The 23,880-nt window shown below is 44.5% G+C and carries 26 protein-coding genes; 17 read left to right on the top strand and 9 right to left on the bottom strand.

Annotated features, from left to right (window positions below):
• Positions 1–154: 154 nt before the first annotated feature.
• Positions 155–1,024: a MurR/RpiR family transcriptional regulator gene (locus ABXT42_RS11095; RefSeq protein ID WP_443628206.1), complete on the top strand. Its 870-nt coding sequence runs from the start codon at positions 155–157 to the stop codon at positions 1,022–1,024.
• A gap of 30 nt (positions 1,025–1,054) precedes the next feature.
• Complete coding sequence (locus tag ABXT42_RS11090; RefSeq protein WP_443628205.1) at positions 1,055–1,438, top strand: hypothetical protein; 384 nt, start codon at positions 1,055–1,057, stop codon at positions 1,436–1,438.
• A gap of 46 nt (positions 1,439–1,484) precedes the next feature.
• On the opposite strand, the gene ABXT42_RS11085 is transcribed toward ABXT42_RS11090, so the two are convergent.
• Genes ABXT42_RS11085 through imuA form a run of 3 tightly spaced genes read right to left on the bottom strand, consistent with a single transcriptional unit; the run spans position 1,485 to position 6,723 of the window.
• A complete protein-coding gene (locus ABXT42_RS11085) occupies positions 1,485–4,607 on the bottom strand; it encodes an error-prone DNA polymerase (RefSeq protein WP_443628204.1) in 3,123 nt (1,040 codons plus the stop codon).
• Entirely contained in the window at positions 4,604–6,010 is a 1,407-nt protein-coding gene (locus tag ABXT42_RS11080) for a Y-family DNA polymerase (RefSeq protein ID WP_443628203.1), read from the bottom strand. The genes ABXT42_RS11085 and ABXT42_RS11080 overlap by 4 nt, the downstream gene beginning before the upstream one ends.
• A 5-nt stretch (positions 6,011–6,015) precedes the next feature.
• Entirely contained in the window at positions 6,016–6,723 is a 708-nt protein-coding gene (gene imuA, locus ABXT42_RS11075; protein WP_443628202.1) for a translesion DNA synthesis-associated protein ImuA, read from the bottom strand.
• A gap of 227 nt (positions 6,724–6,950) precedes the next feature.
• Between imuA and ABXT42_RS11070 the strand changes: the two genes are divergently transcribed.
• From ABXT42_RS11070 to ABXT42_RS11035, 8 genes are all read left to right on the top strand, one after another.
• Positions 6,951–7,865, top strand: coding sequence for a 3-keto-5-aminohexanoate cleavage protein (locus tag ABXT42_RS11070; RefSeq protein WP_443628201.1), 915 nt, complete (start codon positions 6,951–6,953; stop codon positions 7,863–7,865).
• Between the two features lie 5 nt (positions 7,866–7,870).
• On the top strand, positions 7,871–8,872 hold the full coding sequence (locus ABXT42_RS11065; protein WP_443628200.1) for a 3-hydroxyacyl-CoA dehydrogenase NAD-binding domain-containing protein: 1,002 nt from the start codon (positions 7,871–7,873) through the stop codon (positions 8,870–8,872).
• Between the two features lie 109 nt (positions 8,873–8,981).
• A complete protein-coding gene (locus ABXT42_RS11060) occupies positions 8,982–9,923 on the top strand; it encodes an AEC family transporter (RefSeq protein ID WP_443628199.1) in 942 nt (313 codons plus the stop codon).
• Entirely contained in the window at positions 9,920–10,720 is an 801-nt protein-coding gene (gene hutG, locus ABXT42_RS11055; protein WP_443628198.1) for an N-formylglutamate deformylase, read from the top strand. Before ABXT42_RS11060 ends, hutG begins: the two co-directional genes overlap by 4 nt.
• Positions 10,721–10,731: 11 nt before the next feature.
• Positions 10,732–11,526 carry a phytanoyl-CoA dioxygenase family protein gene (locus ABXT42_RS11050; RefSeq protein ID WP_443628197.1) on the top strand — a complete coding sequence of 265 codons (795 nt, stop codon included), beginning with the start codon at positions 10,732–10,734 and terminating at the stop codon, positions 11,524–11,526.
• A complete protein-coding gene (locus tag ABXT42_RS11045) occupies positions 11,516–11,938 on the top strand; it encodes a GFA family protein (protein ID WP_443628196.1) in 423 nt (140 codons plus the stop codon). Before ABXT42_RS11050 ends, ABXT42_RS11045 begins: the two co-directional genes overlap by 11 nt.
• Positions 11,928–12,269, top strand: a complete 342-nt coding sequence (locus ABXT42_RS11040; RefSeq protein WP_443628195.1) for a hypothetical protein — start codon at positions 11,928–11,930, stop codon at positions 12,267–12,269. The genes ABXT42_RS11045 and ABXT42_RS11040 overlap by 11 nt, the downstream gene beginning before the upstream one ends.
• The gene (locus ABXT42_RS11035) at positions 12,262–12,921 is read left to right on the top strand and encodes a pseudouridine synthase (RefSeq protein ID WP_443628194.1); all 660 of its coding nucleotides are present in this window, start codon (positions 12,262–12,264) and stop codon (positions 12,919–12,921) included. The genes ABXT42_RS11040 and ABXT42_RS11035 overlap by 8 nt, the downstream gene beginning before the upstream one ends.
• Before the next feature lies 1 nt (position 12,922).
• Here the strand turns inward: ABXT42_RS11035 and ABXT42_RS11030 are convergent, their stop codons facing one another.
• On the bottom strand, positions 12,923–13,918 hold the full coding sequence (locus tag ABXT42_RS11030) for an Ldh family oxidoreductase (protein WP_443628193.1): 996 nt from the start codon (positions 13,916–13,918) through the stop codon (positions 12,923–12,925).
• A gap of 98 nt (positions 13,919–14,016) precedes the next feature.
• On the opposite strand from ABXT42_RS11030, the gene ABXT42_RS11025 reads away from it, so the two are divergent.
• Positions 14,017–14,541 carry a GNAT family N-acetyltransferase gene (locus ABXT42_RS11025; protein ID WP_443628192.1) on the top strand — a complete coding sequence of 175 codons (525 nt, stop codon included), beginning with the start codon at positions 14,017–14,019 and terminating at the stop codon, positions 14,539–14,541.
• Between the two features lie 63 nt (positions 14,542–14,604).
• Here ABXT42_RS11025 and ABXT42_RS11020 read toward each other — a convergent pair whose 3' ends face one another.
• Positions 14,605–16,338: a DEAD/DEAH box helicase gene (locus tag ABXT42_RS11020; protein WP_443628191.1), complete on the bottom strand. Its 1,734-nt coding sequence runs from the start codon at positions 16,336–16,338 to the stop codon at positions 14,605–14,607.
• A gap of 543 nt (positions 16,339–16,881) precedes the next feature.
• Positions 16,882–17,409 carry a peroxiredoxin gene (locus ABXT42_RS11015; RefSeq protein ID WP_443628190.1) on the bottom strand — a complete coding sequence of 176 codons (528 nt, stop codon included), beginning with the start codon at positions 17,407–17,409 and terminating at the stop codon, positions 16,882–16,884.
• A gap of 133 nt (positions 17,410–17,542) precedes the next feature.
• Between ABXT42_RS11015 and ABXT42_RS11010 the strand changes: the two genes are divergently transcribed.
• Positions 17,543–18,469, top strand: a complete 927-nt coding sequence (locus ABXT42_RS11010) for a LysR substrate-binding domain-containing protein (protein ID WP_443628189.1) — start codon at positions 17,543–17,545, stop codon at positions 18,467–18,469.
• Positions 18,470–18,493: 24 nt separating this feature from the next.
• Here ABXT42_RS11010 and arsJ read toward each other — a convergent pair whose 3' ends face one another.
• Together arsJ and ABXT42_RS11000 are read right to left on the bottom strand one after the other, a co-directional pair.
• Positions 18,494–19,729 carry an organoarsenical effux MFS transporter ArsJ gene (gene arsJ / locus ABXT42_RS11005; RefSeq protein WP_443628188.1) on the bottom strand — a complete coding sequence of 412 codons (1,236 nt, stop codon included), beginning with the start codon at positions 19,727–19,729 and terminating at the stop codon, positions 18,494–18,496.
• Positions 19,729–20,739 (bottom strand): ArsJ-associated glyceraldehyde-3-phosphate dehydrogenase, encoded by a 1,011-nt coding sequence (locus ABXT42_RS11000; RefSeq protein WP_443628187.1) that lies wholly within the window; start codon positions 20,737–20,739, stop codon positions 19,729–19,731. The genes arsJ and ABXT42_RS11000 overlap by 1 nt, the downstream gene beginning before the upstream one ends.
• 79 nt (positions 20,740–20,818) lie before the next feature.
• Between ABXT42_RS11000 and ABXT42_RS10995 the strand changes: the two genes are divergently transcribed.
• Positions 20,819–21,028 (top strand): DUF1653 domain-containing protein, encoded by a 210-nt coding sequence (locus ABXT42_RS10995; RefSeq protein ID WP_443628186.1) that lies wholly within the window; start codon positions 20,819–20,821, stop codon positions 21,026–21,028.
• Positions 21,029–21,037: 9 nt separating this feature from the next.
• Here ABXT42_RS10995 and ABXT42_RS10990 read toward each other — a convergent pair whose 3' ends face one another.
• Positions 21,038–21,730: an SDR family oxidoreductase gene (locus ABXT42_RS10990; protein ID WP_443628185.1), complete on the bottom strand. Its 693-nt coding sequence runs from the start codon at positions 21,728–21,730 to the stop codon at positions 21,038–21,040.
• Positions 21,731–21,926: 196 nt separating this feature from the next.
• Between ABXT42_RS10990 and ABXT42_RS10985 the strand changes: the two genes are divergently transcribed.
• The 4 genes from ABXT42_RS10985 (at position 21,927) to ABXT42_RS10970 (ending at position 23,880) form a co-directional block, all read left to right on the top strand.
• The gene (locus ABXT42_RS10985) at positions 21,927–22,259 is read left to right on the top strand and encodes a hypothetical protein (protein WP_443628184.1); all 333 of its coding nucleotides are present in this window, start codon (positions 21,927–21,929) and stop codon (positions 22,257–22,259) included.
• A 182-nt stretch (positions 22,260–22,441) separates the two neighbouring features.
• Positions 22,442–22,891 carry a cytochrome c gene (locus ABXT42_RS10980; protein ID WP_443628183.1) on the top strand — a complete coding sequence of 150 codons (450 nt, stop codon included), beginning with the start codon at positions 22,442–22,444 and terminating at the stop codon, positions 22,889–22,891.
• 51 nt (positions 22,892–22,942) lie between these two features.
• The gene (locus tag ABXT42_RS10975; RefSeq protein ID WP_443628182.1) at positions 22,943–23,353 is read left to right on the top strand and encodes a c-type cytochrome; all 411 of its coding nucleotides are present in this window, start codon (positions 22,943–22,945) and stop codon (positions 23,351–23,353) included.
• Between the two features lie 59 nt (positions 23,354–23,412).
• Positions 23,413–23,880: a c-type cytochrome gene (locus ABXT42_RS10970; protein ID WP_443628181.1), complete on the top strand. Its 468-nt coding sequence runs from the start codon at positions 23,413–23,415 to the stop codon at positions 23,878–23,880.

Raw genomic sequence — 23,880 nt, 5'->3', positions numbered from 1 at the left:
CCGATATGCTTGAGTTACTTTGTATTTTCTAGCGTAAAAAGAAAAACTAAGGTGCTTATATATGGGCGTCCACAAATTTTGAGTATAGGCGGTGGATAGAGTCGAAGAGGATAGGGTAGAATGGCTTTAATCCATTATTGCTTCGGCTTAACTCATGTCTACATCGAAACACGATTTATTTAAAACCATCGCTCAAGCGCACCCACAGTTGCGCAAGTCTGAGCGCAAGGTGGCAGACTATGTGTTAGAGCACCGTGCAAAAATTGTGCAAATGCGTATTGTAGATTTAGCAGCGGCAGCAGATGTGAGTGAGCCCACTGTAGTGCGGTTTTGTAGAGCGCTAGACTTTGATGGATTTCAAGACTTTAAGCTTAATTTGGCTCAGTTTGTAGGCACCAATACCTCTTATCAGCAATTTCGTCTAGATAGCCGCGATTCGGTAGAGCAGTTTAAAGAAAAGATTTTTGACTCTACTGTTGGCAACCTTATGCGGGTGAAATCTGACCTAGATGCCACTAACCTAGAGCAAGCCATCGCTGCTTTAGCTGCGTGTAAGCGTCTTGATTGTTATGGCTTTGGGGCGTCTGCACCCATATGTAGTGATGCACAGCATAAGTTTTTCCGCCTTAATATCTCTGCGGCAGCCTATTCGGACCCTCACCTACAAACCATGGCGGCAGTTACTTTAAAGCCTGGCGATGTAGTGATTGCCGTATCGCAAACAGGCCGCACCAAAGATTTACTGCACACCACTGAGCTAGCTATGGACGCAGGTGCCACAGTTATTGCCTTGTGCCCAAGCAACACGCCGCTAGCCGAACAAGTGCAGATCCCTTTGTATATCGATTTAGATGAAGACAAAGAGCTTAATACTTTGATGTCTTCACGCATTACTCAAATGGTAGTGATTGATGTTTTAGCTGTAGGTGTCACTATGAAGCTAGGTGAAGAAACCATGATCCATTTAAAAACTATTAAGCGTTCACTTAAAAATCTACGTACCCCTGCTAAGCGTATTAAGTGATCAACTCATGTGCACAATAAGGAGATTTGTATGAGTTTATCTATACTAATGCGCGTTAGCGCTGCCTATATGGGCCTATGGGTATTGATGATGGCTTTAGTGCCAGAAATGATCATTAATGATCTATTTGGTGTGCCTGTCACCCAAGCACTTGGAGCTCAAATGCAGTTTACTTCGGTGGCCACCGCAGCGATTGCAAGCATGCAGTGGATGGTGTCTTCATGGGCGCCAGAAGGCCTAGCCAAGTTTGCCCGTTTAAGTGCCATTATTTGGGCTTTGTTTGCACTACTTAGCTTGTCTCTTATTAGTTCGGGTGTGATGTTAGACACTGTGCAAAATTATACCTCGCCTGCCATTATGGCTATTTTGGCTTTGTTGTTATTGATGAAAGCCAGCGCAAACTCTAAAGTTTAGAGTGCATACTGCTTTTGGTATGCGAGTGCTTTAATGCCATTTCATTTTAATGAAAGTCTCTAGAGGCTACTTTGAGCTGCTCTAGCAGGTGGCTACAATCAATGAGCTTTCCAGCAATAACATGAATCACTTGGCTGTCTGGATCACGCTCTAAAATACCTTTCACTTTTAAAATTTGAGCATTTAAATAAGCCTGTTTTTGGGCCCTAGCTGTGCCTTGCCACACCACTAAGTTGGTGTTGCCTGTTTCATCTTCTAAGGTAATAAATGTTACGCCAGAGGCTGTGCCAGGCCTTTGTCTGCCAGTGACTAACCCGGCTACAGTCACCAAGCTTCGATGGGCTTTGTCAGCCAGTTGGCTAGTGGCTAGGCAGCCCTTTAGTAAGCCTGCATTGCGCAATAAGGCTATGGGGTGTTGCTCTAAGCTAAGGCGTAAGCTGTCGTAGTCTTCGGTCAGTGTTTCTAAATCACTAGGCCCTTGCAATTGTTCTTGTTGAGCTTCGCGCACTTCACGCAGTAATGGCAGGTCTTGATGATTGTCCAGTAGTTGCCAGCGGGCCTGATAGCGGTGGCCACTAAAACAATTGAGTGCATTAGCACTGGCCAAACATTCAAGCATACCTTTGGTGTGGTGCAATGCTTGCACTTGTAATAGGTCTGTAAAACCTTGCTTGGGCCTTTGTTCTAGTAAGCGTTGCAGATGATCTTGGCGCACCCCTTTTACCTGTCGTAAACCCAAACGTATGGCCAGCTCAAGGTTTTGGGTAGTTTCTAAGCTATGGTCCCACACACTTTTATTGATACACACAGGCAATACTTGTACCCCATGGCGGCGTGCATCTTGCACAAGTTGAGATGCGCTGTAAAACCCCATCGGCTGGCTATTTAAAATGGCGCAATAAAAAACTGCGGTGTAGTGGTATTTAAGCCACGCAGAAGCGTAGGTTAAAACGGCAAAGCTTGCAGAGTGGGATTCTGGAAAGCCATATTCGCCAAAGCCTAAAATTTGTTGATATAAACGCTCTGCAAATGCCAATTCATAGCCTCGAGACATCATGCCATCTACTAGCTTATGGTGAAATTTTTCTAGCTCGCCATGGCGTTTCCAGCTGGCCATTGCTCGGCGTAAACGGTCGGCTTCACCGCCGCTAAAGTTGGCTGCCACCATGGCTAGTTTAATCACCTGTTCTTGAAAAATAGGCACACCTAAGGTGCGTTCCAGCACTGCTTTAACTTCTTTTGAGGGGTATTCAACGCGTTCTTTACCGGCTCGGCGGCGCAAAAATGGATGCACCATGTCCCCTTGAATAGGCCCTGGGCGCACAATGGCAATTTGAATGACAAGGTCATAAAAACAAGCAGGTTGTAAACGAGGCAGCATGCTCATTTGGGCTCTAGACTCTACTTGAAACACGCCTACACTATCGCCTTGTTGTAGCATTTCATAAACTTTTGCATCATCGTCCATGCGGGTGATGTCGGCCAAGCTTAGCTTACGCCCATGGTGATGCTGCACCATATTTAATGCGCGTTTTATAGCACTAAGCATGCCTAGGGCTAAAACATCTACTTTGAGTAAGGCAAGGCTTGCCAAGTCATCTTTGTCCCATTGGATCACTGTGCGCTGTGCCATGGATGCATTTTCTATAGGCACCAGCTCACTCAGTGGCCCTGCGCTAATAATAAAACCGCCCACATGTTGTGAGAGGTGACGAGGAAACCCTTGAAGGGTTTTTACTAGTTCCAAAAAGCACTGCCCTACATGACTTTGGCTATCTAAACCTAAGTTTTTTAGCTGTTCATCCCACTGGGTATGCTGGTCTTTGCGATCCACATTTTTAATGAAGAGCTCAAGCTGTGGCAAGCTGATGCCTAGGGCTTTGCCCACTTCACGCACAGCGCTTTTAAAGCGATAAGTGATCACCGTGGCAGCTAAAGCAGCGCGATGGCGGCCATATTTTTGGTAGATGTATTGAATGATTTCTTCACGCCTTTGGTGTTCAAAATCCACATCAATATCTGGAGGTTCAGAGCGCTCTTTAGAAATAAAACGTTCAAATAACACCTGTATTTGGCGTGGGTCAACGGCGGTTATTTCTAAGCAATAACACACAATAGAGTTGGCAGAAGACCCACGCCCTTGATATAAAATCTGCTGGCGTTTAGCAAACTGTACCAAGTCGTACACCGTTAAAAAAAAGTGAGCGTAACCTTCGCTGGCAATAAGCTTAAGCTCTTTGTCGATGATCAAAGCAATGTCATGAGGCACCCCAGCAGGAAAACGAATGCTTTTACCTTGCTCTACTAAGTGGTGTAAATAACTGTTGGCATCATAGCCATTAGGCACCAGTTCAGCCGGGTATTCATAGGTCAGTTGGGATAAGCAAAAGTCACACTGCTTAGCTATAGTAATACTGGCTTGTAGCCATGGAGCGGGGTATAGCTTAGCAATTTTGTCTAATGTACGTAGGCTGTGCTCGCGGTTGGCTTGTAGGGCATAACCACAAGCATGCACAGGCATGCCTATGCGTATGGCGGTGAGTGTGTCGTGTAGCATTTGCCGTGTGGGGCTGTGCATGATCACTTGGCCAAGTGCTACCAGCGGTAAGTCATAATAATCAGCCATGGCTTGGCAATGGGCATGTTGACGCTGATCCAGCGCACTTAACCGGCGATGACAACCTACCCATAGGTTTTTTTTATACAGTGCGCTTAAGTGACTTCCCAAGTCATTGGGGCTATTAGGGTGAGGGTTCCAGATAAGTATGCATTCACTTAAATCACCAAAGTCATCGATATAAACTTGATATTTGCCCTTTTCACAGCGTGATCTAGCTAAGCTAATTAGCCGACATAGCTGGGCGTAGCCTTGTCGGTTTTTTGCTAACACTACTAGGCGCTCATGAGCTTCGGGTTGGTGAGGTTGCAGTGAAAACTCGCTACCAATAATCAGCTGGATTTTTAACCCATGCTCTTTTTTATACTGATAAGCCCGCACTACCCCTGCCACTGAACATTCATCTGTGAGCGCCAAGGCGGTATAACCCAAGGCATCAGCTTGTTGGAGCAATTCGTGTGGATGGGATGCCGCTCTTAAAAAGCTAAAGTTAGTTAAGCAGTGTAGCTCGGCATAATCCACACCAGGCGCTTTCACTTGGAGGCTGGTCATGAAAAGTAACCATGTAAAAACCAGTCTTCTGTAGCCGTTCGAAACAACCAGCACACTTGTCCAGCAGGGTTGCGGGCAATAAAGTAGTCACGGCAAATGTTTACATTGTCCCACCAACCACTTTGAATGCGTTCAGGCCCAGATAAAATACACCAGTGCTGATCAGGCTTATGATGCAAAGCTTGGGGTAAAGTAAACAATAAGCTAGGCCGCAAAAATGCGGTGGCCTGTTGGGTTGGGTAACTACTTTGAGGTGCGCCTTGGTAAAAGCTACGCTCTGGGCGATGGTCGTCGCGCAAATACACTTGTTGTACAGCATGGTCTCCAAGTTTGCTTTGTAAACGGCTGATTAGCTGGCCTGTGGTTAGCTTGCCTTGAGTAGGTTCAAATAATTGCTCTGACAAAGGCGCCCATGGCATTTGTCCTTTGGTGGTCAGGCTAATGGCAATAATCGGGGCAGGGAGTTTTAATTCTTCCAGCTTTAGTAAAAATAAGCTTAGCCAAGACTCTGCCCGATACTCGCCGTCGCTGCAGCCAACATGCATTTTTTGCGATGCGTGCTCACGGTAATCTAAACCTAAGCTTAGCTGCGCAACTTTGAGCTGGCGAGGTGCTAAAAAGGCTTCTAAATCAGTTAATAAGCGCTTTAATGGAAATCGTAATGCGCTGCTATGTTCAATTTCATAGAGTAGCTCTAAGCGTTGGCGAAAGCGTTCAGGGGGTTGGTATGCAGGCTTGGTGGGTGCACTTGTGTCTTCTAGTTGGTGTAAATAGTTCACTAGGGTTTTGCCTAAACGCTGGCCTAAAGCTGACTTAGGTAGTGCTTGAGCTTGCCCTAGTGTATTAAGACCAAGGCGCTCTAATTGTAAGGCAAGTTTATGGTCAAGTAAGGCATGCTGGATAGGTAGTTGGTTCAGTAACATTTGAACCTGCCTTTGGTGTTGTAATAAACGATCGTTACCTGCGTGGGCTAGCACTTTAGCAGCTAGGGGAGTGTGAGCACTGGCATAGTGATAATTGAGCCCACGTTCTATTAAAGGTTGCTGTAGTTGTTGCCAATAACCCCCAATGCCTTCATAGAGTCTGAGCATGTCGCTGGTTTGTAGCAATAACCCTTGCGGTGGATCTAGATAAAATGTGGCACTGGTTTGATACAAGCATTGGGCCAATTGACTAAGCAGACGATGCTCTTTTTTGGCGTCATAGGCAATCACTTTAATTTGGGCACATAAAAGTGCTGCATGGGCTAAACCGGTGCCATTTTTAATGCCTAGCTGGAGGGCTTCAGGATTAGCCTGTACCACCTCGTTTTTATCAACCAAAACACAAGCTTGGCTATAGACCTGTTGATGTAACAGTCTATCCAATTGCAGGCTGGGAAAACATAAATAAAGCCATTGCATCAGGGTTACTGCAGCTTATGGCTATTAAGTGAAACAAGTTTGATATTGCGCTTTAATGCAGGCACAGGTGCAGTTGTAACTGTAGGCATTGCCAAAGAGGGCCACAGTTTATGCATGTCAACTTGGCACGGGTGCTGTGGCCACTGGCCTTGGTATTTATGAATTTTTAAGCGCAAGCCTGTGGCTAAAGGTGCCAGCGAAAAACGAGCACTCACAGGCAGTGCACTGGTGCTAGGTTCAGGTTGGGGGTGCAGCCAAAACATTAGTGCTTGATTATCTTTAGCCGCTACTTGTAAGCGTTTAGCTTGGGGTGAGGTTAAGTTTTTGGCCCACAATACAAGGTGACTGCAGCAACCACTATTAAGGCTTTGCTGCGCACTCCAAAGGGCGTGCTGAGGGTTTTGGCAGCGTATTAATAACGTTTTACTTAGGTTTATCCCATGCTGAGCTAAAGCTTGTCCATTGAGCTGTGCTGGTGGATTAATCCATACCTGTAGGCGCGCTTGAGATTGGGCCAATAAGGGAAATAATAAACGCAGCTCACCTATTCCTGCCAAACCACAGGCTAGCTCTACTAGCCCTGTTTGGGGCCAGCCACCTTGTAAGTGCGCATCTAAAGTAGAATAAAAGCTGCTTTGGCGGCGTTGGTCTGGCCCCGTTACTTGCCGAGCGCGCCAGACCAAACGGTCTTTTTCTAATTGTAACAGGGCCATAATTTACCTAATAAATACTGTATGTATATACAGTAGTTTGACATATTTTTAGCGAAGGTCAAGTAGAAAATAGATGCCTATTGGTAGACGTTGTTAATAGAAAAATATCAAGTGGGCAGATTGTTCGGTATTAAATAATTATTGCTCCTAAAATATCAATTAAATCCCTCTTGGCAATGCCATCATTGATAAATGAAATCCACAGTAATCAATAGAGGGCCTTAGTCGTGCCATTACAGCCTAGTCAAAATGTTTTTATCACTTGTGCCGTCACAGGATCTGGCAGTTCACAAGACCGTTCTCACCATGTGCCACGCAGCCCTGAAGAAATAGCTAACAGCGCTATAGATGCGGCTAAAGCTGGTGCTGCCATTGTGCATTGTCATGTGCGAGACCCGCAAACGGGTGTGCCAAGCCGTCGTTTAGAGCTATATAAAGAGCTCACACAACGCATTCGTGCTGCAGAAGTGGATGTAGTGTTAAACCTTACCGCAGGTATGGGCGGTGACATTGTGTTTGGTGATGCTGAAAACCCATTGCCTTTAAAGCAAGCAAGCACAGACATGGTAGGCGCTAGTGAGCGCGTAGAACACATCCGCCAATGCCAGCCAGAAATATGCACCTTAGATTGTGGCACCATGAATTTTGCCGAAGCTGATTACGTGATGACCAATACCCCGGGCATGTTACGGGCTATGGCAGAAAAAATGACTGCTATGGGTGCACGCATTGAAATAGAGGCCTTTGATACTGGCCATTTATGGCTAGCCAAAAAGTTAGTGGAAGAGGGTTTAATCACTGATCCTGTGATGGTGCAGCTATGTATGGGTATCCCTTGGGGTGCGCCAGATGATTTGAATACTTTCATGGCTATGGTGAATAACGTGCCTAAAGATTGGGTGATGTCAGCCTTTTCTATTGGTCGTAACCAAATGAACTATGTGGCCGCTGCCGTATTGGCAGGAGGTAATATTCGTGTGGGTTTAGAAGACAATATTTGGTTGTCTAAAGGTGTATTAGCCACTAATGCTCAGCTTGTTGAACGTGCTGCCACCATTGCTACAAATATGGGCTCTACATTAATGACTGCAGCTCAAGTGCGTGAGCTCATCAAAGTAGAAAAGCGGGCGCCTTTGGTATGATTAGCATGAGCGACAATGTAACCACGCAGCATAAAACCGCCGCTTGTATAGGTGGTGGCGTGATTGGTGGAGGCTGGGTAGCAAGGTTTTTATTACACGGTTGGGACGTGAACGTTTATGACCCTGCAAGCGACGCTAAGCGTAAACTAGATGCAGTGTTAGAAAATGCGCGTGCAGCTTTGCCTGCATTGGCCGATGTAGCCATGCCTAGTGAAGGTAAGCTCACTTTTTGTGACACCCTAGAAGCTGCCGTGACTAATGCTCATTGGATTCAAGAAAGTGTGCCAGAGCGTTTAGACATTAAACATGCAGTATTTGCTCAAGTGCAGGCAGCGTGCTTAGACTCGGCTATTATTGGCTCTTCTACCTCTGGTTTTAAGCCTTCTCAGCTACAAGAAAATGCCTTAAATCCTCAGCAAATTATGGTGGCCCATCCATTTAATCCAGTGTATTTATTACCCTTGGTAGAGCTTGTGCCTAGCCCTATTAATAACCCAGAAATTATTGAGCAGGCCAAAACCCTATTAACTAGCATAGGTATGAAACCATTACATGTGCGCAAAGAAATTGATGCGCACATTGCTGATCGATTATTAGAAGCAGTATGGCGTGAAGGTTTGTGGATGATTAAAGATGGCATTGCCACTACTTCTGAAATAGATGATGCCATTCGTTATGGCTTTGGTTTGCGTTGGGCGCAAATGGGGTTGTTTGAAACCTACCGTATCGCTGGTGGTGAAGCGGGTATGGCTCACTTTATTGCCCAGTTTGGGCCTTGTTTAGAGTGGCCATGGACTAAACTAATGGATGTGCCAGAGCTTACAGACGAGCTAATTGCTACGATTGCTCAGCAGTCTGATGAACAATCGGGTCATCACACTATTCGAGAGCTAGAGCGTATTCGTGACAAAAACCTCATAGGCATTATGCGTGTGCAAAAAGATAATAACTGGGGTGTGGGCGAGTTATTAAATCAGCATGATCAGCGCTTAAAACAACTGGGCTAAAGCGACTAGTCCTGGGCCAAGATAAACAAAATCTAGGCCAGTAGTAAGGTACTAATTAGTGCTCTTGCTGGTATGATGGGCTCACATTCCTGTTGTACTGGCTTATTTAATGAACACCATTCTTCCAGTTATCAGTTCTATTTTGTTAGTCATGCTATTGGGTTATGGCCTTTCTAAAAGGTTATTGACGGAACCCGTTTTTTGGCAAGGTATTTCAAAATTATCCTACTGGGTATTATTCCCAGTGTTAATCATTCGTACCTTAGCTAACGCCACCATCAACACTGAATTACTGGTGCCTTTATTGGTCATATTCTCAGTGTCATTGGTGTTGGTTCTTATCTATTGTTTTTGGGCCTCTAGGTTACTGGGCCAAGACGGGCCTTCAGCTGCATCACTTGCTCAAGGTGGTATAAGGCATAATGGTTTCATTGGTCTGGCTGTTTTATTTGATATGTTTGGCTTGCCTGGTCAAGAAGTAGGCGCTTTAATTATTGCAGTGCTTTTGCCGCCCACCAACTTTTTGTCAGTACTTTCTGTGAGTGTGTTGGTGCGTAAAAAACAAGCACATTCGCTGTCTGCTTTAATCACAAAAGAGCTAGTGCGCAACCCCATGCTTATCGCAGTGTCTATCGGCTTGTTGATCAACGTGCTTGATTTTCCTGTACCCCATATACTTGACCAATCCATGGCTTTTTTGAGCCGTGCTGCTTTGCCGATGCTTTTACTTAGTATCGGGGCCAGCCTTAGCATACGTGCTTTAAAAGGCAATTGGCTGGTATTAATGGTGGCACTTAGCTTTAAGCTTTTAGTGTTTCCTGCGCTCTTTTTAGCAGGGGCCTTGTGGTTTAACCTTACGCCCTTAGTGACGGTATGTTTGGTGGTATTTGGGGCTTTGCCAACAGCCGTTTCAGCCTATCCTTTTATTCATCAAATGGGTGGTAATGCCAAACTAATGGCAGACATTATCACCTTGCAGACCTTAGCTAGTTTAATCGGCTTAACTTTTTGGGCAAGCTTAGCGATCCACATTACCGGGTTAGCACTATGATGTTTTCTAAGTCTTACGATTTTATACAAGGAGACTCTCCGTTACTTGTGAGCATGCCTCACTCTGGGCTGCAGCTTACGCCACAAGTGGCTAACACGTTAGTACCAGAAGCCTTAGCATTGCCAGATACTGATTGGCACATTCCTAAGCTATATGACTTTCTAGGGTCTATGAACGTAAGCGTGCTGCAGGCGAATTATTCACGTTATGTGATCGACCTTAATCGCCCAAAAGATGATAAGCCACTTTATTCAGGTAAAACCACAGGCTTATTTCCACATATTTCGTTTAATGAAAAACCTCTTTTTGTACAAGGCGTACCAGTAGACAAAGCTTATCAACAGGCCTGTATAGAGCAAATTTGGTGGCCATATCATCAGCAGCTAATACAAGAGTTAGCTCGTATTAAACAAAAATTTGGTTATGCCATTTTATTTGATGCCCATTCTGTTAAAGCTCAGGTGCCTATGTTTTTTCAAGGCACCTTGCCAGATTTTAATCTAGGCACAAATGACGGCGCTTCTTGTGCTTCAAAGCTTTTACACGCGGCACAAAAATCCCTTTTAAACAGTGCCTATAGCCAGGTGAGCAATGGGCGCTTTAAAGGGGGGCATATCACCCGTAGTCATGGCCAGCCCATACATCAAATACATGCATTTCAATTGGAGCTATCGCAAGCTACTTACATGCACGATAAAGACATTTATTCATTAGATAGCCACAAATGTGCTGAGGTTATTCCCCAATTAAAAAAATTAATAGAGGCTCTTTTAGCCTGTAATCCAACTCATCAATAAGAGCATTTTTCATGTATCTAAGTAAGTCACAAGTTGACGATTATGAGCGCGATGGCGCTATTGTTATTAAAGGCGTGTTTAAAGACTGGATAGATTGCCTAAGAACAGGTTTTGATAAAGTGTTGTCTTCACCTAGTGAGCATGGACGTGAAAATGTGGCTAAGGGTGAAGCTGGGCGCTTTTTTGAAGACTATTGTAATTGGCAGCGCATTGATGAATTCCAACAATGGATTAATCACTCACCTGCAGCTCAAATTGCCGCACAAGCGACCTCTTCAAAACGCATTCAAGTGTTTCATGATCATATTTTAGTGAAAGAGCCAGGCACTGCCAAAGCCACGCCTTGGCATCAAGATATGCCCTATTATTGTGTGTCTGGTGAACAAACAGCTAGTTACTGGATACCCCTTGATAAAGTAACTGCGGCCAACACACTGCAAGTGGTGTTGGGCTCTCATCGCTGGCCTAAGTTGGTGCGGCCAACGCGGTGGTCTAGTAATAAGCCTTGGTATAGTAATGATGCTGATTATATGGACATGCCAGACATTGATGAGTCGCAAAATATCTTGATTCCCGAATTAGAGCTGGGTGATTGTGTGCTGTTTAACTTTAAAACAGTGCACGGTGCGCCAGGTAACGCATTAACTAGCCGCAGACGCGCTTTTTCTACGCGCTTTATGGGTGATGATGTACGTTATGCTGATAGAGGTGGCCCAACATCGCCGCCATTTGATGGTTTAATCCAAGCTGATGGTGATAAAATGCCATTAGATTGGTTTCCAGAGGTGTATAGCAATGACAAATAAGGCAACAGGCGGCTGTTTATGCGGCGCGGTTAAATATCAAGTCACAGGTGTGTTGCGGCCAGTGGTTGCGTGTCACTGTACGCAATGTCAAAAAACAAGTGGTCATCATGTGGCAGCTACCAGTGCGCCACGTGAAAATATAGCTCTGTTAGAGGAGCAAGGCCTTAAATGGTATTTCTCTTCTAAGGGTATTCGACGTGGTTTTTGTCAGCAATGTGGTGGAAATTTATTTTGGGATCATACGGATAAATCCACTGTTTCTATCTTTGCTGGCACTTTAGATCAGCCCAGTAAATTAAAGCTAGTAGAGCATATTTATGTGGAAGACAAAGCTGACTATTATGAAATAACCGATGGTCTTCCTCAGCGCGTAGGCTTTCAAATTAGTGGCGGTGCTGACCATGGCGAATAAATGCCCCCAGTGCGACTTTAAGATCACCTCACGTAATCAACTATGTGAAGATTACAAAGCCCCAGACAAGGCCTATGGGTGCCCAGCGTGTGGCACCTTTTATATTTTGCCAAGAACCGCTGCACCTACTTGGAAACAATGGCTTTTGTATTTAACATTAGGGTTTACTGGCGGTTTAATTTCTAGTTTAGTGCAGCTAAATGGCCATAGTCGATGGTGGTTTTGGGGCTATGTGTTATCGATTGGTGTGGGTGTTATTGTGTTTTACATCAAATCAAAATCGGTGGTGTTAGAGCCTTCAGGCTATCGAGTTATACCAGATAATGACTGATTTTATTGTTCCTTTTTGTGAGCAAAAAGTGACTATTATTTATGCAGATGAAGATATTTTAGTGGTGGATAAGCCCAGTGGTCTGTTATCTGTGCCAGGCAAACACCCGCTTAATAAAGACTGCTTAATTACACGAGTACAACAACAATATAGTGACGCTTTTATTGTGCATCGCTTAGACATGGACACGTCTGGCATCATGATATTAGCTCGCGGTAAGGCCAATTTATCGGCCTTAAGTCGTCAGTTTCAAGAACGAGAAACGCATAAAGAATATTTGGCATGGGTGTATGGGCTACTAAAAGAAGACGCTGGTGAAATTGATTTACCACTTATCTGTGACTGGCCTAACAGGCCTAAACAAATGGTAGATCATGAATTGGGTAAGCCTTCATTAACTCGTTTTGAGGTGCTTGAAAGACAAGCTGCCACATTACAAACAAAGGTGTTGTTAAAGCCTGTCACTGGGCGCTCTCACCAACTAAGAGTGCATATGGCGCAGATAGGCCACCCTATAAGTGGCTGTGATTTTTATGCTCATCCCCAAGCTCTACAACAGGCCAAACGCTTGCAGTTACATGCTTGGAAGCTAAGTTTCATTCATCCAACCACTGGGCTTTTGATGACGCAAACAGCTCCAGCCGTATTTTAGCCTAAACTTGAGTTAGGGCCAGTACGTCATTCCACATTTGCTCATCTAGCTCTACGCTACTTAGCAACACTTTATTAGTGCCGGGAAGTCGCGCTCCAGCTTGGCTGGTGATGGCTTCTGAAATAGTGTCTAGCTTGTCCCAAAATAGATCTCCAGCAACGTTGGTTGGGTCAATAATGATATAACATTGGCCTAAGTCATGAGGGTTGCCTTCAGTGGCTTTTAGAGGATCTAGCTGTGTGCTGGTGCTGCCACCAGTAAAGGCTGCTGCGAGAATTTCTGCCATTAGACCAAACCCATAGCCTTTATAACCACCAGAGGACACCAGTGACCCGCCCTTTAATACAGCGTTAGGGTCTTGAGTAGGGTTGCCTTCACTATCAACGCCCCAGCCTAAGGGGATTTGCTCGCCCGCAGTGGCTGCCATATTGATTTTGCCAATGGCAATGGCGCTTGTAGATTGATCAAATTGCATGGCTAAACCACCCTTGCCATCAGGCACTGACATGGCAATAGGGTTAGTGCCAAGCACAGCTTTAGTGCCTCCTGGAGGCGATACACAAGACTTTGCGTTAGTCATGCCAATAGCGATGTAGCCCGCACGAGCAATCTGTTCTGTGAAGTAACCCATGGAGGTGCAGGTATGAGAGTGGCAGATAGCTAAAGTGGCGACGCCGTTAGTTTTTGCAGCTAAAAGTGCTGTGTCTAAACCGCGAGAAAAAGCAGCCTGTGCAAAACCTAGCTTGGCATCTACCATCACACTAGCAGGTTTGGGTTGGTGCACTTGTGGCTCTACATCACCTTTTACACGACCTGATAATAGCTGGCTACAGTAGCTTTGTAGGTAAAATAGGCCACAAATTTTGTTGCTATGAGCCTCTGCCACACGCACAGCCTGAGCCACACAGCTGGCAATCCAAGGTTTTGCACCATGGGCTTCTAAAGCTTTTGCAGTGGTGGCTTCAATAGTATCTAAGTCAACGTGAATAGTGGCCATAAGGGTTTCAGCTATAAAATGATTTGAGTACTGATTTTATGTTGCTTTACCTACATGGGTAAAGTAAAAATGCGTATTCCCTAGTTTTAGAAATACTTATGGTGTTAATAGACTCAAGATTTCATGTTGCTATCAGGCCTTTTTTGGCCACAGATAGTGAGCGAGTACAAGCTTTGGTAAGTAATAAAGCAGTAGCGCGGATGGCAAGCAATATCCTTTACCCCTACCCTAAAGATGGCGCTAAAACCTGGATAGCCTCTCATGGCGCGCAGCACCGCGGCGGCACTGCTATTATTAGAGCCATTGTTAGTTTGGCAACTAATCAGTGCGTTGGTGCAATCAGCATAGATCAAATCACTAGGGGCCTAAATGCCAGTGGCAACTTGGGTTATTGGGTGGGAGAGCCTTATTGGAACCAGGGTTTTTGTGCACAAGCGGGCCAATTAATGCTGCAGCTAGCCACAAAAGAATATGCTATGAAACGTGTGGTTGCGGCACATCGTGTAGATAATCTTGCTTCAGGCAAGGTGTTAGAGAAATTAGGTTTTAATGAGCTACAGCCTGAGTATATGATCCATTCTTCAGGGCAGCATTTGTTTCGTTGTTATGAAAAATTGCTTTAGGCAATAAAAAAGGGCCCCTTTTCAGGCACCCTTTTGTTACTAATTTCTACTAGCTAGATGAGCTTACGAACGACGCTCTGGACGACGGTTCGAACGATCATTACCACGCTTAGGACGAGGTGTCTTAGCGCCAGGAGTAAAGTCCTCTGCTGCGCCTTGAGACTGAATGTTTAACGGCTTGTTACGTACACGCACTTTCTTTAGTAACTGTAGCATTTCAGCAGGCATGCCTGCAGGAAGGTCTACTGTTGAGTGATCATCAAACAAGTTAATACGCCCAATGTAAGCGCTGCTAAGGTCTGCTTCGTTAGCAATAGCGCCTACAATATCACCAGGCTTAACCTGATGCTCATGGCCTACTTCTATGCGGAAACGCTCCATAGCGATCGACTCACCACTAAACTCTTCTTGCTTGCGTTCTTTGCGACGTGGACGCTCTTCTTCGTTGAATCCTGGTGTTGTATCACGAGAATCGCGACGCTCAGGCTTGTTGTCGGCCATAGTCAGTGGACGATCTTGCTGAGCCATAAATGCTAGTGCCGCAGCCACTTGCTCTGGAGCAACTTCACGTTCTTTAACAAACGCTTCAACGATGTCGCTGTAAATGCTTAAGTCAGACTGCTCAAGGGCTTTATCAATACTAGCCTTAAACTGGTCAATACGACGCTCTTTAACTTGCTCACGGCTAGGTAAGTCCATTGGAGTGATTGATTGACGAGTGGCTTTTTCGATTGAGCGCAGCATGTTGCGTTCACGAGGAGCAACGAACAAAATGGCATTACCAGAACGACCAGCACGGCCAGTACGGCCAATACGGTGAACGTAAGCTTCGGTATCATAAGGAATGTCGTAGTTAATAACGTGACTAACACGAGCTACGTCGATACCACGAGCGGCAACGTCAGTAGCTACTACGATATCAATTTTGCTGCTCTTTAAATGCTCGATCGTGCGTTCACGCAGCTGTTGAGACATGTCACCGTTAATTGCTGAGGCGCGATGGCCACGAGCCTCTAGCTTTTCAGCTAGCTCTACAGTTAGGGTCTTAGTGCGTACAAAAACGATGACGCCGTCAAAATCTTCTGCTTCCAAGATGCGAGTCATCGCGTCTAGCTTACTAGTGCCAACGGCTTTCCAGTAACGCTGAGTCACGCTGTCTACAGTAGCGGTCTTGGCTTCAATCTTAATTTCTTCAGGGTTGTTAAGGTAAGTGTTAGCAACCTTACGAATAACAGCAGGCATAGTGGCGGAAAATAAAGCCACTTGGCGCTCTTTTGGAGTGTGATCCAAAATCCAAGTCACATCGTCAATAAAGCCCATACGCAACATTTCGTCAGCTTCATCTAAAACAACAGTTTTTAGTTTGTCTAGCTTCAAAGTGCCACGACGAAGGTGGTCCATGACACGACCAGGAGTACCCACTACTACGTGTACACCACGTTGTAGCTGACGTAATTGTCCGCTCATGCTACTGCCACCATAAATAGGCAATACATGGAAGCCACGCATGTCACTGGCGTAGTTTTGGAAAGCTTCAGCTACCTGAATAGCTAGCTCACGGGTGGGTGCAAGCACTAACACCTGTGGTGCTTCAATTTTTAAATCGATGTTAGATAATGTAGGTAGTGCAAAGGCAGCAGTTTTACCTGTACCTGTTTGTGCTGTACCTAAAATGTCTCTGCCTTCCAAAATATGTGGAATGGCAGCGGCTTGAATGGGGGATGGTTGTTCGTAGCCAATGCGAGTGATCGCATTAAGTACTGGCGCTGAAAGTGCCAAGTCTGCAAAAGTGGTCATGGTGTAATCCTAAATAAGTAATCTAATGACTTAAATGGACACAAATATCCACAAAGCCCGCGCATAAACAAAGCCACTCTCCCAGATGTAACAAAAAAGCCGAGATAAAATAGGAGTGATTTACGAGGTCTTTCAATGGAGCAGCCACATAAAAATAAGCGTAAAGCCACTAAAGCTAATGCATAATCGTAGATAAAAAATACTACTTATCTAGAGCTAAGTCATTAATTTAGAGGGTTTAGCCATATTGTATTAATACTGGCGTATAGAAAGGGTCTCGTGCCCTTTGTTCGGTATACATTGGCCTCAACCTAAGTTTAATATTAAATATTAATAAGGTATGCCAATGCCCGGCACCTGCTGGTGCCTTACCGTGCCACTTTATTATGAAGTGTGGCCGAGATAACGCGGATGCAAGTGATATTACGCGGCGAATATTACACTGTTTGATAATAACATGCTATTAAAAATCCATATTAATAAAAAAGGGCCTTATTTGGGCCCTTTTTTGATACCTAACCTTGCTCTTATCGAGCTAAGCACTTAGCCCTTTATGGCAGCAAGTACTGATTCGGCAGAACTGACAGAGAATGGATCGCCACCATTATTATCTTTACGGCCTGGCTCTTCTAACCAATGCTCTACCACACCATTATCTACTACCATGGCATAACGCCATGAACGTGGGCCAAAGCCTACGTTGGTCTTGTCTACTAGCATGCCCATTTGGCGGGTAAATTCACCATTGCCATCGGGAATAAATTTAATGTTTTTAACGTCTTGATCAAGCATCCACTTGCGCATTACAAAGGTGTCATTTACAGACAATACATATACTTCGTCTACGCCATGCTGCTTTAGCTCTTCGTATGCGGCTTCAAAACCTGGCACTTGAAAGGTGCTACAAGTAGGTGTGAAAGCACCAGGCAATGAGAAAACAACAACTTTTTTGTTGCCAAAAATCTCATCTGTAGTGACATCTTGCCAACGAAATGGGTTGTCTCCACCAATGCTGGCATCACGTACGCGATATTTAAAAGTAATTTGGGGTACTGTAATTCCTGGGCTCATGTTCCTTGTTCCTTTTGTTGGTACTTATATAGAGTGGTTTCGAAAGCTAAACGCCACCGATATGTCATTGTGCAGTATCTATTATTATTTGTATAATCGTTATAAATATGTTTTTCAATAGGTATTACCGATAATGTTGAGTTTGAAAGATCTAAGTTATCTTGTTGCACTGGATGAACTGGGCCACTTTGGCAAAGCCGCACAGGCTTGTTATGTAAGCCAGCCTACTTTGAGTGGACAGTTAAAAAAGTTGCAAAATCAGTTGGGCGTAGAGCTTATAGAAAAAGGCTCAAAAAAAGTGATTCTCACCCATGTGGGTAGAGAAATAGCACAGCGTGCCAAAGCCATGGTGTTGCAAGCACATGAGCTGGAAGCCTTCGCAAGGGCTTCCAATAAACCTCTTACTGGGCGCTTAAAATTAGCCATTATTCCGTCTTTGGCACCCTATTTGATGGCCAAAACGGGGGCTTGTGTAAATGCCTTACTGCCAGGGTTAACCATCGAGCTTCATGAATTAGAAACCCATGAGCTTTTACGCCAGCTAAAAAGTGGTGAGATTGATATAGGTATCTTGGTTTTACCACAACCCCAAGCAGGCTTACGACATTTAAGCCTTTGGCAAGAGCCCCTTTGGTTAGGGGTAGGGCATGAGCACCCATGGGCCAAAAAAACCCAAGTCACAAGGGGCCAGCTTGCGGGGGCAGAGCTAATACTACTAAAAGAAGGCCATTGTTTAGCAGACCAAGCCCAACAAATGTGCCAACTAAAAAGCCAATCTCAAGCTTTTAGAGGCGCAAGCCTAGAAACCCTAAGATATATGGTATCAGCCGGAAATGGCGCCACTATAGTGCCTCAGCTCAGCATGGATGCTTGGATTAGTCATGGAGAGCAAAATATCACCTATATCCCCATCACATCCCCTAAGCAAGCCCGTGAAATAGGTTTTTTAGCGCGTTCAGGCAGTGCCTATTGGCCCTGTGTAGAGGCTTTACATGGTGCTATGGCAAAGGTATTACCCAAAAATTCAGCAGATACTCAAACCGTGCCTTTGGTTATTTAAGCGGTTATGTAAGACGTTATTGGATTAGCTGTTGATAGGAGCTGGTTTAGCCAGCCCATAGGTAATAAAGGCGGCAAATACCACCAGTAGGGTCGACAATAACAAACAGGCAATAAAACCAAATTGTAAAAACACAAAGCCAGAAAGTACGGTGCCTAATAGCCGGCCACAAGCATTTGCCATGTAGTAAAAACCGACGTCCATAGCCACTTTATCTTTTGTAGACATGGCAAGAATAAGGTAGCTATGAAGGGAAGAGTTAACGGCAAAGACAATACCAAAAACGCCAAGCCCTATGATTAAAACAACGCTGGCCTGCCATTGCATATACAAACCATAAGCAATAAATACAGGGATCACTGACAGCATGCTTTGCCATTTAAAGGCGCTTTTATGGGCAAGTATAAGAGTGTGTGTGAGGGTTTTTTGATGGGGCTTTTGGGTTAACACAGGAGCCATTATCTGCACCAAACCGTAACCGATCACCCACATGGCTAAAAAGCTACTCACTTGCCAATGCTCCCAAGATAATTGCTGTGCAAGATAAACTGGTAAAGCGACTACAAACCACACATCTCTAGCAGCAAATAAGCACAAACGTGCACCACTTAATCGGTTAATAGCCACGCTCTTAGAGAGCAGCAAAGCGATATTAGGCTTGTGTTTATGGCGGCCTAAGTCGGTCTTTAATAACACCAAACTAAACAGCCAAACAATGCTTAGGCTTGCCACCATGATGAGGATACTACTGGTAAAACCAACACTACCAAGCAAGGCCCCACCCATGAAGAACCCAACACCTTTTAAAGTGTTTTTGGAACCTGTCAATAATGCTACTGCGCGGTATAAACTAGCGCTTTGGTTGCTAGGGGCTAGTAATTTAACAGCGCTTTTGGCACTCATTTTGTTGAGGTCTTTAGCGATACCAGAAAGTGCCTGGGCTGCCATTACCCAAGCTGCAGTGAGCATGTGAGGGCTTACTAACAGCATGCATAAAGCGACTATTTGTAAACCTAAACCAATATTCATGATACGGTTCAGGCCTACCCAGGCACCAAAATAGCCCCCCAGTAAATTAGTTACTACGCCAAAGAGTTCGTAAAATAAAAACATTAATGCAATGCTAAAGGCATCGTAGCCCAAGCTATAAAAATGCAGTACCACCAACATGCGTAAGGCGCCATCGGTTAGGGTAAAAGCCCAATAATTACCTGTGACCAAAGCATATTGGGCTAAGCTATTAGAGCTTGAGGGTTGCATTAGTGATCATCAGTGCAGATGTATTTAGCTAGTTGCGCTACGCGGTTTACATAACCCCATTCGTTGTCGTACCACAAATAAAGTTTTACCTGTGTACCATTAACTACCATAGTAGATAAAGCATCCACGATGCACGAACGCGGGTCTGTACGGTAATCAATAGACACTAACGGACGTTTCTCAAAACCCAGAATACCTTTTAATTCGGGAGACTCGGCGGCATTTTCAAATAATGTATTAACCTGCTCTACCGATGTTTCTTGTTGCATTTCAAACACACAATCTGTGAGTGACGCGTTGGCCAAAGGCACACGAACTGCGTGGCCATTAAGTTTGCCTTTTAAGTCTGGGAAAATGTGTGTAATAGCAGTGGCGGAGCCTGTTGTGGTAGGGATTAAACTCATGCCACAGGCCCTAGAGCGGCGCAGATCTTTATGGTGGCTGTCTAATATGGTTTGGGTGTTGGTGACATCGTGAATGGTGGTCATGGACCCATGTAAAATGCCTAGATTTTCGTGTAGCACTTTCACCACTGGGGCCAAGCAATTGGTGGTGCAAGAGGCTGCGGTCACTAGCTGATGTTGTTTGGAGTCATAAAGGTGGTGATTTACTCCCATTACTAGGTCTAATACACCGGGCTGCTTTACGGGAGCCGTCACTAGCACTCGTTTCACACCTTGATCTAAATAAGCTTGTAATAAAGCTTTAGTTTTAACCTTACCACTGGCCTCAATCACAAGGTGGCAGTCACTCCAGTTGGTAGAGGATACCAGGGTGTTTTGAGTATAGGCTATTTCTTTTCCATTTATAAAGATGCTGCCCTCACGAGCATCTATGTCAGCTTCCCATGTGCCGTGCACTGAATCAAATTTAAGTAAATGTGCGGTGGTTTGTGCATCTCCAGCAGGATCATTAAGCTGAATAAATTCAAACTCTGGCCACTGCCATGCGGCACGTAAGGTAAGGCGGCCCATGCGGCCACATCCATTAATTCCTACTTTTATAGTCATAATAAAGCGTTGCAAAGAAATTTGATAAAGGTATTGTACCTGCTTGTGGACATAAATTTAAATTAAGTAAGGTAATACAATGATAAAAGCTGGACTCTATAGGCACTACAAAGGTTTTGAGTATCAAGTGATTGATACAGTGCGCCATTCAGAAACCGAAGAAGAGCTAGTGCTTTATCGAGCACTTTATGGTGAAAAAGGCCTATGGGTAAGGCCTTTGGTCATGTTTACTGAAACGGTGCTAATCGATGGCAAACATGTGCCACGTTTTGCATATGAGGCAGATTAAACCCTAGGCTTACCAAGCAATAGCATTGCCGTCATAGTTAATAAAGCGGCCGCTGTCCTCTAGACTAATACTCCCCAACACATGGCGTAACCCATTAACACTGGTTTGAGTATCAATAGAAGCGCTTGGGCCACCCATATCTGTGCGTACCCAGCCTGGGTGTAGGGCGACAACAGTGATGCCTTGAGCTTTCAAATCTATCGACAAACACTTTACCACTTGGTTTACGGCGCTTTTGGAGGAGCGATAAATGTAAAGACCGTTATTGTCGGCCCCATTCTCAGCAATACTGCCCAAGCGCGAGCTCAATACTGCAAATGTGCCACGTTTGGATACAAGGTTTTTGTGTAACGCTTGTGCCAGCATAAGAGGCGCCACAGTGTTTATATTAAGTACATCCAGCCATATTTCCCTAGACACAGTGCCTAAGGCTTGATCAGTTGCAGTGGGGCCAAATGCACCCGCATTGTTAATAATGAGATCTAAGTCAATGCCACTAAGGGTTTGTTGTAGCGCCAAAATCCCATCGTCTTCTGCAACATCTAAGGGCAATAGTGTAAGTTGATCACAGGCCAATGCCTCAAGATCAGTGCCAGGGTTGTTGCGATAGGTGGCATAAACACGCCAGCCATTACTTAAATATTGTTGTGTAAATTCCAGACCAATACCACGATTGGCGCCAGTGATTAATAACTGTTTCATGATGGATGCTCGTTGACCAAAGGGATGCTTTAATCTTAGATCAACAAGCATACTTGAGCAAGATATAGGTACTATGGCGCAGCTTTTAGCTTATGTTTACAACTATTTACCAATGGGGTTAGTGCTATAGCATCAGGATGTTGTACTATGATGTATGTCTATTTATTAATGACTAACATAACCCTTAAGTGTATACATGATTCGAATCCTCATAACCTCACTCGCTCTTTGCTTACTGCTTTTATCAGCAGGAAAAATGTATGCAAGTGTAAATGTGCCAGTATCTAGCGATGCGCATAATGTGATGCATACGCAAGCATGTAATGAGGTGATGACACAGGGGTGTGATGCTATGGGTGGTGACGGTGGTTTTTTTAGCCATTTTCATTGTCACTTAAATATGACATCTATAACCTCCAGTGCTTTTTCTATGGGCCTTGTGGAGTTGTCTTCGCCTAATTCTACTTATCAATTCAGTAGTAAAGTATATATACAAACCCTATCTACCAAACCTCCTCAAGTCACTTAAATTTCCTTCACTTTTGTTGTTGCTGTAAATCATCGCAGCTCATTACAGATTCATTTTAGCTAAAAGAGCATCGTCTCCATTGGCTTAGAGTGGCTGTGCTGAATGTGGGTACTTTACATCTAAGATGTAAATATCACTTTGTTAGCAACATCTATTACTCTTATTAAGTTGGATTTTTGGCGATGTTAAAACCTAAGTTTGTGCCTGCCAGGTGGGTATTAGTCATAGCTGCTGTGGGTATATTATCAGCCTGTAGCGATGAAAAGATTACAGGGCTTAACCTGTCTGCAAGATGGTATAGCCCTGAGCAGTTATCACAGGGCAAGGCGCTATTCACCAATAACTGTGCCGCCTGCCATGGCGCCTTGGGTGAAGGTGCAAAGGATTGGAAAACTGTAGATAAAAATGGCTTTTTTCCAGCCCCTCCCATTAATGGAAGTGCTCACGCTTGGCATCATTCTCTTGAGGTGTTATTACGCACTGTAAATGCTGGTGGAGCTTCCCTTGGTGGCAGCATGCCGGGGTTTCAGGGGAGCCTAACTGAGTCAGAGCAAAGATCTGTAATCGCTGCATTTCAAGATTATTGGCCTGATGATATTTATCAAAAGTGGCGCGTAATTAATAGCCGATAACTTATTAAAACTGTATTTAAACTAATAATAAACCTCTAATTAGGCATCACAATGAACAATACAATTAAGCTAGTCATTTTATTATTATCAGGTCTGTTCCTGATTAGTCCTGTATCTGCAGATCACAATAACAGCCATGTGGACGTCAAAGTGGGCTCTTTGTCAGCTGCCGCTGGTAAAGGTCAGATAGTATTTAATACCAACTGTGCCTCTTGCCACGGTGTTAATGCCTCTGGAGGCATGGGTGGGCCACCATTAATACACAACATCTATAACCCAGGCCACCATGCCAACCAGTCTTTTATTAATGCTGTGCGCAACGGTGTGCGTCAGCATCACTGGAACTTTGGTGATATGCCTGCTCAGCAGCACGTTGCCTTTGGTGATATGGTGTTTCTATTAAAGTTCATTCGTGAGGTGCAGGAGCAAAATGGTATTAATACGATTGCACACAAAATGTAAGTCTATTGATGAATAGCACACTTATTCTATCCAAGCAGGGTAGTAAGGAGAATATGAAGATGATCAATATAGCAAAAAACGTAGGCACTATGATGATAGCGCTTGGCATGTTGTTTAGTGCTTTAAACGCAAACGCCCACACTGGCGCAACAGGTGTAGTAAAGCAGCGTATGGATGCCATGTCTGGTATGGCTGATGCGATGAAGTCTATGGCATCAGTGGTCAAAGGTAAAAAAGCATTTGACCCAGCGGTGTTTATAGATAATGGCGAGGTTATTCTTTGGCATAGTGAGACGTTAACGACTCTATTTCCAGAAAAATCAATCCAAGGTGACAGTGAAGCCTTGCCTGCCATTTGGCAAAATTGGGATGATTTTGTAAAAATTAATGAGCGCACAAACAGCGACGCCAAAAAGCTAGTCGAAATGGCGCAACAAGGCTCCAAGTTGCGCCCTCTTACTAAACAATTTGTAAAGCTCAGTGGTGGTTGTAAAACATGTCATAAAGGCTATCGGAAAAAGAAGTAA

Source organism: Candidatus Njordibacter sp. Uisw_002, from assembly GCF_047730155.1.
Classification (GTDB): domain Bacteria; phylum Pseudomonadota; class Gammaproteobacteria; order Pseudomonadales; family Balneatricaceae; genus Njordibacter.
Note: the sequence above shows the minus strand (reverse complement) of the source record. Positions and strands in the feature narration are given on the sequence as shown.

Excerpts from the sequence above, each read along its gene's own strand:
- ABXT42_RS11015 (WP_443628190.1), bottom strand. The coding sequence starts at position 17,409 with ATGAGCCCAGGAATTACAGTACCCCAAATTACTTTTAAATATCGCGTA.
- ABXT42_RS11000 (WP_443628187.1), bottom strand. The coding sequence starts at position 20,739 with ATGACTATAAAAGTAGGAATTAATGGATGTGGCCGCATGGGCCGCCTT.
- ABXT42_RS11030 (WP_443628193.1), bottom strand. The coding sequence starts at position 13,918 with ATGGCCACTATTCACGTTGACTTAGATACTATTGAAGCCACCACTGCA.
- imuA (WP_443628202.1), bottom strand. The coding sequence starts at position 6,723 with ATGGCCCTGTTACAATTAGAAAAAGACCGTTTGGTCTGGCGCGCTCGG.
- ABXT42_RS11010 (WP_443628189.1), top strand. The coding sequence starts at position 17,543 with ATGTTGAGTTTGAAAGATCTAAGTTATCTTGTTGCACTGGATGAACTG.
- ABXT42_RS11080 (WP_443628203.1), bottom strand. The coding sequence starts at position 6,010 with ATGCAATGGCTTTATTTATGTTTTCCCAGCCTGCAATTGGATAGACTG.
- ABXT42_RS10985 (WP_443628184.1), top strand. The coding sequence starts at position 21,927 with ATGATTCGAATCCTCATAACCTCACTCGCTCTTTGCTTACTGCTTTTA.
- ABXT42_RS10995 (WP_443628186.1), top strand. The coding sequence starts at position 20,819 with ATGATAAAAGCTGGACTCTATAGGCACTACAAAGGTTTTGAGTATCAA.
- ABXT42_RS11025 (WP_443628192.1), top strand. The coding sequence starts at position 14,017 with ATGGTGTTAATAGACTCAAGATTTCATGTTGCTATCAGGCCTTTTTTG.
- ABXT42_RS10975 (WP_443628182.1), top strand. The coding sequence starts at position 22,943 with ATGAACAATACAATTAAGCTAGTCATTTTATTATTATCAGGTCTGTTC.
- ABXT42_RS10990 (WP_443628185.1), bottom strand. The coding sequence starts at position 21,730 with ATGAAACAGTTATTAATCACTGGCGCCAATCGTGGTATTGGTCTGGAA.
- ABXT42_RS11065 (WP_443628200.1), top strand. The coding sequence starts at position 7,871 with ATGAGCGACAATGTAACCACGCAGCATAAAACCGCCGCTTGTATAGGT.
- hutG (WP_443628198.1), top strand. The coding sequence starts at position 9,920 with ATGATGTTTTCTAAGTCTTACGATTTTATACAAGGAGACTCTCCGTTA.
- ABXT42_RS10970 (WP_443628181.1), top strand. The coding sequence starts at position 23,413 with ATGATCAATATAGCAAAAAACGTAGGCACTATGATGATAGCGCTTGGC.
- ABXT42_RS11095 (WP_443628206.1), top strand. The coding sequence starts at position 155 with ATGTCTACATCGAAACACGATTTATTTAAAACCATCGCTCAAGCGCAC.
- ABXT42_RS11035 (WP_443628194.1), top strand. The coding sequence starts at position 12,262 with ATGACTGATTTTATTGTTCCTTTTTGTGAGCAAAAAGTGACTATTATT.
- ABXT42_RS11090 (WP_443628205.1), top strand. The coding sequence starts at position 1,055 with ATGAGTTTATCTATACTAATGCGCGTTAGCGCTGCCTATATGGGCCTA.
- ABXT42_RS11040 (WP_443628195.1), top strand. The coding sequence starts at position 11,928 with ATGGCGAATAAATGCCCCCAGTGCGACTTTAAGATCACCTCACGTAAT.
- ABXT42_RS11020 (WP_443628191.1), bottom strand. The coding sequence starts at position 16,338 with ATGACCACTTTTGCAGACTTGGCACTTTCAGCGCCAGTACTTAATGCG.
- ABXT42_RS11045 (WP_443628196.1), top strand. The coding sequence starts at position 11,516 with ATGACAAATAAGGCAACAGGCGGCTGTTTATGCGGCGCGGTTAAATAT.
- ABXT42_RS11050 (WP_443628197.1), top strand. The coding sequence starts at position 10,732 with ATGTATCTAAGTAAGTCACAAGTTGACGATTATGAGCGCGATGGCGCT.
- arsJ (WP_443628188.1), bottom strand. The coding sequence starts at position 19,729 with ATGCAACCCTCAAGCTCTAATAGCTTAGCCCAATATGCTTTGGTCACA.
- ABXT42_RS11060 (WP_443628199.1), top strand. The coding sequence starts at position 8,982 with ATGAACACCATTCTTCCAGTTATCAGTTCTATTTTGTTAGTCATGCTA.
- ABXT42_RS11085 (WP_443628204.1), bottom strand. The coding sequence starts at position 4,607 with ATGACCAGCCTCCAAGTGAAAGCGCCTGGTGTGGATTATGCCGAGCTA.
- ABXT42_RS10980 (WP_443628183.1), top strand. The coding sequence starts at position 22,442 with ATGTTAAAACCTAAGTTTGTGCCTGCCAGGTGGGTATTAGTCATAGCT.